Annotated in this window: 12 protein-coding genes and 1 tRNA gene; 9 read left to right on the forward strand and 4 right to left on the reverse strand. The window is 69.4% G+C overall.

Annotation, left to right across the window (positions count from 1 at the left end):
- Window positions 1-10 precede the first annotated feature (10 nt).
- Window positions 11-490 (reverse strand): Lrp/AsnC family transcriptional regulator, encoded by a 480-nt coding sequence (locus tag ACGFIW_RS22425; protein ID WP_393318838.1) that lies wholly within the window; start codon window positions 488-490, stop codon window positions 11-13.
- 83 nt (window positions 491-573) lie between these two features.
- Here ACGFIW_RS22425 and ACGFIW_RS22430 point away from each other — a divergent pair, with 83 nt between their 5' ends.
- A complete protein-coding gene (locus ACGFIW_RS22430; RefSeq protein ID WP_393318841.1) occupies window positions 574-1,752 on the forward strand; it encodes a trans-sulfuration enzyme family protein in 1,179 nt (392 codons plus the stop codon).
- Here ACGFIW_RS22430 and ACGFIW_RS22435 read toward each other — a convergent pair whose 3' ends face one another.
- From ACGFIW_RS22435 to ACGFIW_RS22445, 3 genes are all read right to left on the reverse strand, one after another.
- Window positions 1,753-2,403: an NAD-dependent epimerase/dehydratase family protein gene (locus ACGFIW_RS22435; protein ID WP_393318844.1), complete on the reverse strand. Its 651-nt coding sequence runs from the start codon at window positions 2,401-2,403 to the stop codon at window positions 1,753-1,755.
- A 92-nt stretch (window positions 2,404-2,495) separates the two neighbouring features.
- The gene (locus tag ACGFIW_RS22440) at window positions 2,496-2,978 is read right to left on the reverse strand and encodes a hypothetical protein (RefSeq protein WP_393318847.1); all 483 of its coding nucleotides are present in this window, start codon (window positions 2,976-2,978) and stop codon (window positions 2,496-2,498) included.
- 299 nt (window positions 2,979-3,277) lie between these two features.
- Window positions 3,278-3,354: transfer RNA gene (locus tag ACGFIW_RS22445), tRNA-Leu, on the reverse strand.
- A gap of 105 nt (window positions 3,355-3,459) precedes the next feature.
- On the opposite strand from ACGFIW_RS22445, the gene ACGFIW_RS22450 reads away from it, so the two are divergent.
- The 8 genes from ACGFIW_RS22450 to polA all read left to right on the forward strand — a co-directional run bounded on the left by ACGFIW_RS22450 (window position 3,460) and on the right by polA (window position 13,522).
- Window positions 3,460-4,083 carry an ANTAR domain-containing response regulator gene (locus ACGFIW_RS22450; RefSeq protein WP_088991522.1) on the forward strand — a complete coding sequence of 208 codons (624 nt, stop codon included), beginning with the start codon at window positions 3,460-3,462 and terminating at the stop codon, window positions 4,081-4,083.
- 70 nt (window positions 4,084-4,153) lie between these two features.
- Window positions 4,154-5,344, forward strand: a complete 1,191-nt coding sequence (locus tag ACGFIW_RS22455; protein WP_393318850.1) for a hypothetical protein — start codon at window positions 4,154-4,156, stop codon at window positions 5,342-5,344.
- Window positions 5,345-5,698: 354 nt separating this feature from the next.
- A complete protein-coding gene (locus ACGFIW_RS22460) occupies window positions 5,699-6,850 on the forward strand; it encodes a branched-chain amino acid ABC transporter substrate-binding protein (RefSeq protein ID WP_393318853.1) in 1,152 nt (383 codons plus the stop codon).
- Window positions 6,851-6,916: 66 nt separating this feature from the next.
- Window positions 6,917-7,900: a branched-chain amino acid ABC transporter permease gene (locus ACGFIW_RS22465; RefSeq protein WP_393318855.1), complete on the forward strand. Its 984-nt coding sequence runs from the start codon at window positions 6,917-6,919 to the stop codon at window positions 7,898-7,900.
- A complete protein-coding gene (locus ACGFIW_RS22470) occupies window positions 7,897-9,054 on the forward strand; it encodes a branched-chain amino acid ABC transporter permease (protein ID WP_393318857.1) in 1,158 nt (385 codons plus the stop codon). Before ACGFIW_RS22465 ends, ACGFIW_RS22470 begins: the two co-directional genes overlap by 4 nt.
- Before the next feature lies 1 nt (window position 9,055).
- Window positions 9,056-9,988 (forward strand): ABC transporter ATP-binding protein, encoded by a 933-nt coding sequence (locus tag ACGFIW_RS22475; protein WP_393319421.1) that lies wholly within the window; start codon window positions 9,056-9,058, stop codon window positions 9,986-9,988.
- Window positions 9,975-10,688, forward strand: coding sequence for an ABC transporter ATP-binding protein (locus ACGFIW_RS22480; protein ID WP_393318860.1), 714 nt, complete (start codon window positions 9,975-9,977; stop codon window positions 10,686-10,688). The genes ACGFIW_RS22475 and ACGFIW_RS22480 overlap by 14 nt, the downstream gene beginning before the upstream one ends.
- A gap of 134 nt (window positions 10,689-10,822) precedes the next feature.
- Window positions 10,823-13,522 carry a DNA polymerase I gene (gene polA / locus ACGFIW_RS22485; protein ID WP_393318863.1) on the forward strand — a complete coding sequence of 900 codons (2,700 nt, stop codon included), beginning with the start codon at window positions 10,823-10,825 and terminating at the stop codon, window positions 13,520-13,522.
- Window positions 13,523-13,687 lie beyond the last annotated feature (165 nt).

A 13,687-nucleotide genomic window follows, 5' to 3' on the forward strand; every position in this document is an offset into this window, starting at 1 on the left:
CCACCGCCGCTCACCCCATCCCACGTGCCTGTTCGAAGATCAGACTGGTCTGGGTGTGCTGCACCACCGGGTCCACCGCCAGGTGATCGAGCACGAAGTCGCGCAGCGCGTCACCGGACGCCGCCCGCACGTGCAGCACGTAGTCCTCCGCACCCGCCACGTGGAACACCGACACCACCCCCGGCAGCCGCACCGACCGGGCCCGGAAGGCGTCCACGGCGGCCCGCTCGTGCGCGGTCAACCGCACCGACACCAACGCCTGCAACGGCAGACCGAGCGCGGCCGGGTCCACCTCGGCGTGGAAACCACGGATCGCGCCCCGGTCCCGCAGCGCCCGGGTACGGGTCAGGCATGTCGACGGCGCCACCCCCACCCGCTCGGCGAGGGCATTGTTCGGCAGGCGACCATCCGCGGCCAACTCGGTCAGGATGGCCCGGTCCACCTCGTCCAGGGCCGGATACGGCCGCACATCGTTCGGCGCAGAAGACATCCGGCCATCCTCGCCCGAATCCACGAACGAAACCAGGGCCAACTCCAGAATCATCTGCCGACCCATTGCCTCCTGGCAGGTGGATGTTCGAACCTACCGGCATGACAACGATGGACACCCGGGCCGTACACGCCGGCCGCGACGACCTGCGCACCCTCGGCGTGCACGTACCACCCATCGACCTGTCCACCACCAACCCCCTGCCCTCGGTCGACGACGGCGGCGCCGCGTACGAGCAACTCGCCACCGGCGGCACCCTCCCCACCGACGGCGGCGCCGTCTACCAACGGCTCTGGAACCCCACGGTCGCCCGCTTCGAAACCGCCCTCGCCGAGCTGGAAGGCACCACGCAGGCCGTCGCCTTCGCCAGTGGCATGGCCGCCCTCACCGCAACCCTGCTCGCCGCCGCCCGCGACGACCGCCGGCACGTCGTCGCCGTCCGACCCCTCTACGGCGGAACCGACCACGTCCTCGCCACCGGCCTGCTCGGCACCACTGTCACCTGGGCCCGCCCGCACGAGGTCGCCGCCGCCATCCGCCCCGACACCGCGCTCGTCATCGCCGAGACACCCGCCAACCCCACCCTCGACCTGGTCGACATCGCCGCCCTCGCCGCCGCGGCCGGCGACGTCCCGCTGCTCGTCGACAACACCGTCGCCACCCCCGTCCTGCAACAACCCGCCCGACACGGCGCCACCCTCGTCCTGCACAGCGCCACCAAGAGCATCGGTGGGCACGGCGACGTGCTGGCCGGCGTCGTCGCCTGCGACGACGACTGGGCCGTGCGACTACGCCAGGTCCGCGCCGTCACCGGCGCGATCCTGCACCCGCTCGGCGGCTACCTGCTGCACCGCGGCCTGCAAACCCTGCCGCTGCGCGTGCGCGCCCAGCAGGCCAGCGCCGAGAAACTCGCCGGCTGGCTCGCCGGCCACCCCGCCGTACACCGGGTGCACCACCCCTCGACGCACGACCCGGCGGCGCTGGTCGGCCGCCAGATGTCCGGACCCGGCAGCCTGCTCGCCTTCGAGGTACGCGGCGGCGCACCCGCCGCGGCCGCCGTCGCCGGCGCCTGCCAGCTCATCACCCACGCGGTGTCCCTCGGCGGCGTCGACACCCTGATCCAGCACCCCGCCTCGCTCACCCACCGCCCCGTCGAGGGCGACGCGAAACCCGCGGCCGGCCTGCTGCGCCTCTCGGTCGGCCTGGAAGACCCCGAGGACCTGCGCGCCGACCTCGCCGCCGCCTTCGACACGATCGCCTGATCAGCGCAGCTCGCGGTTGCCCAACACCCGGGTCGGCGAGCCCTCCCGGGTCACCCGCAACATCGCCCGACCGATCCCGTCGGTGGTGGTCACCTGGTTCGGCAGCAACCGCCGCAACACCGGAAACAGCGGACGCGTGACCGCGTACCCCAGCCGGTACCACCGGGTCTTCGACACCGCCCCGTACGTCGGCTGGATGAAACCCGGTCGCGCCGCGTAGCCGTTGGGCAGCAGCTCGATGATCGCGTTCTCGGCGCGACCCTTGACCCGCGCCCACATCACCCGGCCCCGACCCGACGAGTCGGTCCCCTGCCCCGAAACGTAGACGAAGGTGACCTGCGGGCTCACCTCCGCCAACAGTCGCGCCGCCGCGAGCGGATAGTCGTAGCTGACCCGCGTGTACGCCGCCTCGTCCAGACCCAACGAGGACACCCCCAGGCAGTAGAAACAGGCGTCCACACCGGTCAGGTCGGCCCGCACCGGGTCCAACTCGCCCACGTCGGCGACGGTCAGCTCCCGCAGCCTCGGATCCTGCCGACCGGTCGGTCGGCGACCCACCGTCACCACCTCCCGCACGTCGTCGGCGAGCAGACACTCCCGCAACACGCCCTGGCCGACCATGCCGGTCGCGCCGAAAACAACAACCCGCATCGGTTTGCACCCCTGTCGTCGACCCGGCAACCGGCCATCCGCCCGCGCGTCGGTCAGGCTCCCACGATCGACGTGATCCGCGCGACAGGCGATCAGGATTTCGGGCCGACGTGCCGGTCCAGGGCGGCGACAGCGGCCCGCCGCGCCACCGAGAGCGAGTTGCGCCGGTTCATCCGCCAGGCGATGCCCAGCAGGTCGAGACTCCACTGGCACAGCGCCATGATGTCGGTCGACTCGTTGACGAACATGTAGCGCGGATAGACGTACACCCGGCCGCGCATGGTCACCCGGTTGGCGATGCGGCAGCCGTCGGAGTGGAACAGGCCGCGCAGGAAGTCACCCGGGTGGGCGGCAACGAGATCGCGCTGCCAGTCGGCAAGGACGATCGGCCGTTCGTGCTTCCTGCCGGGACCATGCTGGGGAAGCAGGCATGGCCAGTGCTTGGCGGAACTCTGCACGCTGACGCAACCAGGCTGCTGGACACGCTGGACCTTCGCCGCGAGCACCTGCCGCATGCTGGCGTCGCACGCCTCGATCAAGCCCGGCCAACTACTGCTGCAAGCGATGCGCAGCACCGGTACTCGTGCGGAGGTGACGAGATGCCCGTCGCCCAGGTAGAGACCGAGCAGGTAGAGGTATGCAGATGGAGCTGTCTGATTCTCGACCTCGGGCCGGCAGCGAAAGCAACGAAGCTCGCTGCTGGACCTTCTCGGCTTGACCTCGTGCTTGCACCAGCCCCTGACCGTCGGGTACGGAAGTCTCAGACGTCTGGCAACCTCGGCGACCGTACTGCCAGCGAGGTGCTCCTGCCGCGCACGAATGCGTAGTTCAGGTGGATGCACATCACGATTTTGGAACAGCCGTACGACACTTTTGGTGCCCCCGGTGGGAGTCGAACCCACACTGTCGGAGGTTTGAGCTCCGTTTCTCTGCCGGTTGGAATACGGGGACGCTTGGCCGAGTGCTCTGGTGGCCTCACATAGGATACCTACTACGCTGAGGGCGGTGACACCCGGCTGGGCGGGTGACGCGTTCGAACTGGTGGGGGTAGGGCTGGTGGCTGAGATGCCGACGGATGCCGAGCGCAGGCGCGTACTGATCGCCGAGGATGAGGCGCTGATCCGGCTGGACCTCGCCGAGATGCTCGTCGAAGAGGGTTACGAGGTGGTGGGGGAGGCCGGTGACGGCGAGACCGCCGTCCGCCTCGCCGAGGAGCTGAAGCCCGACCTGGTCATCCTCGACATCAAGATGCCGATCATGGATGGGTTGGCCGCCGCCGAGCGAATCGCCGGCGCACGGATCGCCCCGGTGATCATCCTGACCGCGTTCAGCCAGCGTGACCTCGTGGAGCGGGCGCGGGCGGCGGGCGCGATGGCGTACCTGGTGAAGCCTTTCCAGAAGAGCGACCTGGTCCCGGCGGTGGAGATCGCGCTGTCGCGCTACTCGGAGGTCGCGGCCCTGGAGGCGGAGGTCGCGAGCCTGACCGACCGTCTGGAGATCCGCAAGGCGGTGGAGCGCGCCAAGGGTGCGCTGATGACCACGTACGGGATGACCGAGCCGCAGGCATTCAAGTGGATCCAGCGCACGGCGATGGACCACCGGATGACCATGAAAGAGGTTGCCGAGCGGATCCTCGCGGAGACCGCCGGCGGCGAGGTGTCCCAGCAGCCGACCGTCTGAGTCCCCGATCCGTTCGATCCGGGCCGCGCCGGGGCCACCGCGCGCGACTCCCGGTGGTTAGCATCGACGGGTGTCCGTCCGACGGGTGATCGCGGTGTTCGGCCTCTTCGCGCTGTTGTTAGCCGGCGGTTGCGACGGGCCGACCGCGCCGGGCCGCGCCGGTGCGACGCCGGCCATCGCGCCGGCGCTACGGCCGGGTTGGCAACCCCTGGCGCTGCCGGCGCCGCCGGGTGGTGCGGGCCGCCTTCTGGTTCGCGACGCGACGTCGTGCGCGGGTCGGTGGTTCCTGGTCGGTGGCGTGCTCGACGCACAGGGCGGCACCCGTCCGGCGGCCTGGACCAGCGTGGACGGTACGACGTGGACGGTCCAACCGGTGCGTGCGGATTCCTTCTACGGTCGGCAGAACGTGTTCCTGTCGGTGGCGTGCCGCGATGGTAAGGCGGCGTTGATCGGCGCCAAGGTCGGCGGCGCGCACGGCAATCCGCGGGTGAGCACGTGGCGTCAGGTGGCCGATGGCGCGCTGGTCGAGGTGCAGGCGTCGTTCGAGACGTACGGCGGGCCGACGGCGGTGAACGTGTCCCGGCTGACGGCGGGTGCGCCGGGCTGGTTGATCGTCGGCAACCGTTCGGCGGGTGCGGCGTCCTGGGTGTCGGCACCGGCCGCGGCGGAGTTCGCGCTCGTCGAGGGTGCGCCGGAGTTGGCCAGTGACCCGGCGGGGGTGACCTGGGCGTTCGACGCGGTGGCGACGTCGTCGGGTTGGCTGGCGGTGGGTGGTTTGCTGCCGGCTGGCCGGATCGACCGTGACCCGGCGGTGTGGTCGTCGCCGGACGGGCGCTCGTGGCGGCGCACGGTGTTGCCGGGCGGTTCGGAGTACGAGGAGTTGCAGCGGGTGACGCTTGTCGGCGGGGTGCCGGTGGCGGTCGGGCTGCGCGGGGCGACGTTCGGGGCGTGGCGGCAGGAGGCCGGGGGCTGGGTGGCCGGCGGGACGTTCGGGCGGTGGGCCGGGGCCGGGGTGCAGGCTGTGGCGTCGCTGGTGTCGTCCGGGGATCGGCTGTTCGCCGCGGTGACCGATGGCGCACGGCACTCGGTGTGGGTGTCGACGGATCTGGGTGGGTCGTGGCGGGAGGTCGCGATGCCGCTGGGTGTGTCGGCGGGCGTCGACCGGGACGTGACGCTGGTGGCGGTGGGCGACCGGTGGTGGTTGGCGGCGGACGACGGCTCGCGGGCCGGGCTGTGGTGGGCGTCCGGTCCGGGAGTCTGAAAGCCGACGCTTCGCCCGCAGCTGTGCTTCGTCCGGCTGTTATCGCTGTTCAGGGTGGGTCCTGTGGGGCTGTGGTGGCCCCTGTGAGCGTGGCCGGACGCCCTCTGGACCCGGGCTTAAGGACCAACTGGCGGATTCGCCTGTTACGGGCATCGACATGATTGCCCACGTCTTCGTAACGGTTTCGCAGACCCCGCCTTCAGGCCTTCCGGGACGGTATGTCGTGTCGGTACGCTCCGCCATCACGAGCCGTAACGCAGGGGGAGTCCCTGCGGGGTGGGTGGAATTGCGGTCTGCGTGCTGTCGCCGTCGCAACGGGTCAGTCGCGTCCGCATCTGGAGGAGGTCAGTAGCCGTGAGGCGAAGCTATGTACGGGCGCTGGGCACCGTTGCGCTCGCCGCGACCCTGGTGGTCGCGGCTGGTTGCCAGGATTCCGGTGGTGGCGACGATAAGGCCGCGTCCGGTAGTTGCGGTGGCAAGATCGCGATCTTCGGCGCGTTCACGGGTGACAACGCGGGTCTGGTGATCCCGTCGCTCAACGGCGCGGAGCTCGCCTTGGAGCAGTTCAACGCGGCCAACCCGAACTGCAAGGTCACCATGCAGCGGTTCGACACCCAGGGTGACCCTGCGGTGGCGACCCCGTTCGCGAACCAGATCGCGTCGGACAACTCGTTCCTCGGTGTCATCGGTGGTCACTTCTCCGGTGAGTCGGACGCGACGATGCCGATCTACCAGGCCGCCGGCCTGGCGATGGTCAGCCCGTCCGCGACCCGGGCGGACCTGACCCAGAAGGGCAACACGTCCTTCTACCGCGTGGTCGGCAACGACGGCACGCAGGCCGGCGCGGTGGCGAGCTACCTGAAGACGCAGAACGCGCAGAAGGTCTTCCTCGTCGATGACGCCAGCGCGTACGGCGCGGGCATCACCGAGGAGCTGGGCAAGCAGCTCGGCCCGCTGATCGTGAACAAGGACAAGATCCAGGAGCGGCAGGCGCAGTTCGACGCCACCATCTCCAAGATCAAGGCCGCGCAGGCGGACTTCGTCTTCTACGGCGGTTACACCCGTGAGGCCGCTCCGCTGGTGAAGCAGATGCGCGCCGCCGGTGTCCAGGCCAAGTTCGTCGGCCCGGACGGTCTCTACGACCCGGCGTTCCCGAAGGGTGCCTCCGGTGGCGCCGAGGGCTCGATCATCACCTGCCCGTGCCTCCCGCCCGACAAGGCCGGCGGCACCTTCTCGGCCGACTACAAGAAGAAGTACGGCATCCCGCCGGGCTCCTACGGTGCCGAGGGCTTCGACGGCGCGACGGTCTTCCTGGACGCCTTCAAGGCCGGCAAGAAGACCCGCGCCGACATCCTGGCGTTCGTGAAGTCGTACGACAAGCAGGGTGTGTCGAAGTACATCAAGTTCGACTCCAAGGGTGACGTCGACCCGACGAAGGTCGTCATCTGGGCCTACCAGGTCAAGGGCGAGGCCATCGAGCCGCTGCAGGAGCTCAAGCTCAGCTGACGCCCACGAAATGGAGTGCGGCCGGGGTGTTTCGCCCCGGCCGCACTCGATTCAAGGAGACCCCCGGTGCATTTCGATGAACTGATCGGCCATCTCGGCCAGCACACGGTCGACGGCCTGTCCAAGGGCGCCATCTACGCCCTGATCGCCCTTGGCTACACCCTCGTCTATGGCGTCCTTCGTCTGATCAACTTCGCGCACTCCGAGGTCTTCATGGTCGGCACCTTCGCGGTGCTGATCCTGTGGACCCAGCTCGGCGTGCAAAATAACCCGCCTGTCGGCCAGGCGATCCTCTTCCTGGTGCTCGGTCTGGTCGTCGCGGCGGTCGCCTCGGGCGGTACCGCTCTCGCGCTGGAGCGGATCGCGTACCGGCCGTTGCGGCGCAAGAACGCGCCGCCGTTGATCTTCCTGATCACCGCGATCGGCCTGTCGCTGGTCTTCGTGGAGCTCTTCGGGCAGGTGCTGCCCAAGCTGCTCGGTGGTGTGCTGCCGGATGTGTTCGGCCGGCCCCGGCAGATCGTCGGTATGCCGACGATCATCCAGCAGGAGACCCTGTTCACCATCGGCAACACCGCGATCACGAACATCCAGCTGATCGTCTTCGTCGCGGCGGTGGCGATGATGGCCCTGCTGGACTGGTTCATCAACCGCACCCGCTACGGGCGGGGTGTGCGGGCGGTGGCCCAGAACCCGGAGACCGCCGCGCTGATGGGCGTCAACCAGGAACGCGTGATCATGCTGATCTTCGTGCTGGGTGGCATCATGGCCGGCGCCGCCGCGCTGTTGTGGAGCATGCGGTTCGGCTTCACGCAGAACAGCATCGGTTTCGTGCTGGGTCTGAAGGCGTTCACCGCCGCGGTGCTCGGCGGCATCGGCAACCTGCGCGGTGCGCTGCTGGGTGGCCTCTTCCTCGGCATCGTCGAGGTGTACGGCGCCACGCTCTTCGCCTCCAACTGGGAGGACGTCATCGCCTTCGTGGTGCTGATCGTGGTGCTGATGTTCCGGCCCACCGGCCTGTTGGGTGAATCGCTCGGGAGGGCCCGCGCATGATCGACAAGATTCGCTCCGCAGACCGTCGCCGGGTCGGCGCGCTGACCTCGGTCGGCGACCGCTGGCGGGCGCTCACGAAGTGGCAGCAGGCGATCGGCCTGGCCGCCTTCGTGGCGATCCTCTACTACCTGCCGCTGCTCGGCATCCCGGGTCTGACCTGGTTGCGTACCGACTCGATCGAGGGCGGCAACAACTGGGCGGGCGTGCTCTTCGTCTGCGCCATCTACGTGCTCGTCGCGATCGGGCTGAACGTGGTGGTCGGCCTCGCCGGTCTGCTCGACCTGGGCTACATCGGCTTCTTCGCCATCGGGGCGTACAGCGTGGCGCTGTTCGGTTCGGTGAACTCGCCGGTGGTCAAGTGGATCCAGCAGGAGTTCAACCTGCCGCCGACCTGGGCGGTGACCTGGGCGATCTGCCTGTTCATCGCGATCGTGCTGACGATGATCTCCGGGGTGCTGCTGGGCTGGCCGACGCTGCGGTTGCGCGGTGACTACCTGGCCATCGTGACGCTGGGCTTCGGCGAGATCATCCGGATCGTCGCGCGCAACGCCACCGGGCTGACCAACGGGCCGGTCGGTATCTCGGCCATCCCCGGTCCGGAGGGCGCCCCGTCGGCGGACAACAAGGTCTTCGGTCTGATCGACGCGAAGCCCTGGTACTGGTTGGCGATCACCTTCGTGCTGGTCATGGTGTTCCTGGTGCGTCGACTGGAGCACAGCAGGGTCGGCCGGGCGTGGTTGGCCGTCCGTGAGGACGAGGACGCCGCAGCGGTGATGGGTGTGTACCCGTTCAAGTTCAAGCTGTGGGCGTTCGCCATCGGTGCGGCGCTGGGCGGCCTGTCGGGCTTCCTGTTCGGCAGCCGGAACGCGTTCATCGACCCGACCCAGTTCAACGCGAACCTGTCCATCCTGTTCGTCGCCATGGTCGTGGTCGGTGGTTCCGGCAACATGATCGGCGTCTCGCTCGGCGCGGTGCTGCTGGCGTACCTGCCGGAGCGGTTCCGCGACTTCGCCGACTACCGGTGGCTGGTCTTCGGCCTGGCCATGGTCCTGGTGATGATCCTGCGTCCGCAGGGTCTGGTCCCGAGTCGGCGGCGTGCCCGCGAGTTGAAAGACCGCGCGGCGGAGGCAGAGGAGGTGCCCGCTCGTGTCTGATCTGACCACCAGCACCGCGACGCCGAAGATCCCGACTCAGGCGGGGCCTCGGTCGGTGCTGCTCGAAGTCGACGACGTCACGCTCCGCTTCGGCGGCGTGGTCGCCCTCGACAAGATCAATTTCCAGATCTACGAGGGCGAGATCCTCGGCCTCATCGGGCCGAACGGCGCCGGCAAGACCACCAGCTTCAACGTGATGACCGGGGTCTACAAGCCGACGTCGGGGGCGGTCACGTTCCGCGGTCAGCGCGTGACCGGCCGCAAGCCGCACCAGATCAGCCAGTTGGGCATCTCCCGGACGTTCCAGAACATCCGGCTCTTCCCGGAGATGACCGCACTCGAGAACGTGATGGTCGGCACCGACTCCCGGCACAAGACGAGCGTTCCCGGGGCGCTGTTCCGGCTCTACCGGGTGCGACCGAAGCCGGAGGAGCTGCCGCAGGTCACCGCCGCGTCCGGGATCGCCCGGACCTGGCAGCAGGTGCGCCTGTCGGCCGCGAAGATCTTCGGTCTGTCCCGGCACATCCTGGAGGAGCGGGCGGCCGAGGCCAAGGCGCTCGAGTTGCTGCGCTTCGTCGGGATCGCCGACCGGGCCAACGACGAGGCGCGCAACCTGCCGTACGGCTACCAGCGCCGACTGGAGATTGCCCGCGCGCTGGCCACCGAGCCGAAGCTGATCTGCCTGGACGAGCCGGCCGCCGGCTTCAACCCAGCGGAGAAGGAGGAGCTCCTCACCCTGATTCGCCAGATCCGTGACATGGGCCTCACCGTCCTGCTCATCGAGCACGACATGCGGCTGGTCATGGGTGTCACGGACCGGATCGTGGTGCTGGAGTTCGGCCGCAAGATCGCCGAGGGTGCGCCCGCGGAGGTCAGCCGCGATCCGAAGGTGATCGCCGCGTACCTGGGGGAGCCCGCCGATGACGCTGCTTGAGCTGGAGAACGTCGCCGTCGCGTACGGGCGGATCGAGGCGCTGCACGGGATCAACCTCACCGTCAACGAGGGTGAGGTGGTGGCTCTGATCGGCGCGAACGGCGCCGGAAAGACCACCACCATGCGGGCCATCTCCGGGACCAGGTCACTGGCCGCCGGGAAGATCACGTTCAACGGCGAGGACATCAGCAAGCTCCGGGCCGACCTGCGGGTGGTCCGGGGGTTGTGTCAGTCGCCCGAGGGACGGCAGATCTTCCCGGGTATGACGGTCATGGAGAACCTGGACATGGGGGCGTACACCCGGCGGGACTCCGCCGGCATCGCCTCCGACCTGGACCGGGTGTTGACCCTCTTCCCGCGGCTGGCCGAGCGGCGCAAGCAGGCCGGTGGCACCCTCTCCGGCGGCGAGCAACAGATGCTCGCGGTCGGGCGGGCGCTGATGAGCCGACCGAAGCTGCTGCTGCTCGACGAGCCGTCGATGGGTCTGGCCCCGTTGGTGATCCGGCAGATCTTCGACATCATCACGGAGATCAACCAGCAGGGCATGACGATCCTGCTTGTGGAACAGAACGCCCAGCAGGCGTTGTCGCGGGCACACCGCGGCTACGTGCTGGAGACCGGTCAGATCGTGAAGGAGGGGTCCGGTCAGGACCTGCTGCACGATCCGTCGGTCAAGGAGGCGTACCTCGGCGTGGCCTGAGCCACCCGAGCGGCGGCCGGTCATCCCTTCCGGGGGTGGCCGGCCGTCGGCGTTCGGGCCGGCGGCTGTTCTCGCCCCGGTTCACTCGGTGCCGCCGGCCAGGGATGTCGGTGCGACGGACTAGAGTCGCTGCCGTGACAGCTACGACGCCGCGCCTGCTCCTCGTCGACGGACATTCCCTGGCATACCGGGCCTTCTTCGCCCTGCCTGTGGAAAACTTCTCCACCACGACGGGTCAGCCGACCAACGCGGTGTATGGCTTCACCTCCATGCTGATCAACGTGCTGCGTGACGAGCAGCCCACCCACATCGTCGTGGCCTTCGACGTCTCCCGCCGGTCCTTCCGCACCGAGAAGTACGCGGAGTACAAGGCCGGCCGCAGCGAGACCCCGACCGACTTCAAGGGCCAGGTCAGCCTGGTCAAGGAGGTCCTGGCCGCACTCCAGATCCCGGTGGTGGAGATGGAGGGCTACGAGGCCGACGACGTCATCGCCACGCTCGCCTGCCAGGCCCGCGACCAGGGCATGTCGGTGCTCATCAGCAGCGGTGACCGCGACGCGTTCCAACTGGTCGACGACCAGATCACCGTCCTCTACCCGCGCAAGGGCGTCTCCGACCTGGCCCGGATGGACCCGGCGGCGATCGAGGCGAAGTACGGCGTGCCGCCGCAGCAGTACCGGGACCTCGCCGCGCTGGTCGGCGAAACAAGCGACAACCTGCCCGGCATCCCCGGCGTCGGCCCGAAGACCGCGGCCAAGTGGATCGCCACGTACGGCGGGGTGGAGGGCGTGATCGCCCGCGCCGACGAGATCAAGGGCAAGGCCGGCGACAGTCTGCGGGAGCGGCTCGCCGACGTGATCCGCAACTACGAGATCAACCGCCTCGTCTCCGACCTGGAGCTGCCGCTGCGCCCGGAGGACGCCCGCTGGGCCGGCTGGGACCGGGAGGCGGTGCACCAGGTCTTCGACACCCTGGAGTTCCGCATCCTGCGCGACCGTCTCTACCAGTACCTGGAGGCGGTCGAGCCGGAGGCCGAGTCCGGCTTCGACCTCACCGGCGAGGTGCTCACCGAGCCCGGCGCGCTCGCGGGGTGGCTGACCACGCACGCCCCGACCGGCATCCCGGTCGGGTTGGCGGTCAAGCTCGACAGCGGTCCCAACCGCCGGCACACCGCCCCCATCCTCGCGCTGGCGTTGGCCACCGCGGGTGGTGCGGCGGCCTGGGTCGACCCCACGCGGCTCGACGCCACCGACGAGAATGCCCTGGCCGGCTGGTTGGCCGACGCGCAGCGGCCCAAGGTGCTGCACGACAGCAAGCCGGCCGTGCTGGCCTGCGCCGCGAACGGCTGGCAGCTCGCCGGCATCGTCCGCGACACGCAGATCGCCGCGTACCTGGCCCGCCCCGACCAGCGGTCCTACGACCTGACCGACCTGGCGCTGCGCTACCTGCACCGGGAGCTGCGGGTGGACGTCCCGGAGTCCGGTCAGCTCACCCTCGACGGGCTCGGCGACGAGGGCGTAGCCGAGCAGAACCTGATGCTCCAGGCCCGGGCCACCCTCGACCTGGCCGACGCGATCGACGCCGAGCTGTCCCGTGACGGCGAGCAGTCCGCCCGGCTGATGGCCGGGGTGGAGCTGCCGCTGATGCGGGTGCTGGCCGGCATGGAGCGCACCGGCATCGCCGCCGACACGCACTACCTGTCCGAATTGGAGGCGGACTTCGCCGCCGAGGTGAAGGCCGCCGCGCAGGGCGCGTACGAGGCGGTGAACCGGGAGTTCAACCTCGGCTCGCCCAAGCAGTTGCAGGAGATCCTCTTCACCGAGCTGGGCCTGCCCAAGACCAAGAAGATCAAGACGGGTTACACCACCGACGCCGACGCCCTGCAGTGGCTCTACGCGCAGCAGCCGCACCCGGTGCTGGCCCACCTGCTGCGCCACCGGGACGTGGCCAAGCTCAAGTCGACAGTCGACGGGCTGCTCAAGTCGGTCTCCGACGACGGCCGGATCCACACCACGTTCAACCAGACGGTGGCGGCCACCGGGCGGCTCTCCTCCACCGAGCCCAACCTGCAGAACATCCCCATCCGCACCGAGGAGGGCCGGCGGATCCGCCGGGCCTTCGTGGTGGGTGAGGGGTACGAGTGCCTGCTCACCGCCGACTACAGCCAGATCGAGATGCGCATCATGGCGCACCTGTCCTCGGACGACGCGCTGATCGAGGCGTTCAACTCCGGCGCCGACTTCCACGCCGCCACCGCCTCGTCGGTCTTCGGGGTGCCAGTCGACGAGGTCAGCGCCGACCAGCGCCGCAAGATCAAGGCCATGAACTACGGCCTGGCGTACGGGCTGAGCGCGTTCGGCCTGTCCCAGCAGCTCACCATCAGCACCGAAGAGGCCCGCGGGCTGATGGAAAACTACTTCGCCGGTTTCGGCGGGGTGCGCGACTACCTGCACCAGGTGGTCGCGAAGGCCCGTCAGGACGGCTACACCTCCACCATCCTGGGGCGCCGCCGCTACCTGCCCGACCTGGTCAGCGACAACCGGCAACGCCGCGACATCGCCGAACGGATGGCCCTCAACGCCCCGATCCAGGGCTCCGCCGCCGACATCATCAAGGTGGCGATGCTGCACGTCGACACCGCGCTGGGCGAGGCCGGGCTGCGCTCGCGGATGCTGTTGCAGGTGCACGACGAGCTGGTCTTCGAGGTCGCCCCCGGCGAGCGGGAGGCGTTGGAGGCACTGGTCCGGCGGGAGATGGGCGAGGCGTACCCGCTGTCGGTGCCCCTGTCGGTGTCGGTCGGCGACGGGCTCGACTGGAACAGCGCTGATCACTGATTGTTGGTTGCGGTGTGGGGGTTCCGGGGCAGCCCGACCCGCTCCGGGTGGTCAGGCTTGATCCCTGCGCGGGTCGGGCTGCCCCGGAACCCCTGACCGGTCGCCCTGGTCGTGGTCGCCCGTGTGCCGGGAGGACCCTGACCAGGTTGCTCTGGTGACGGCCGT

The organism is Micromonospora sp. NPDC048935 (assembly GCF_043197875.1).
In the GTDB taxonomy this organism is placed as follows: Bacteria; Actinomycetota; Actinomycetes; order Mycobacteriales; family Micromonosporaceae; genus Micromonospora.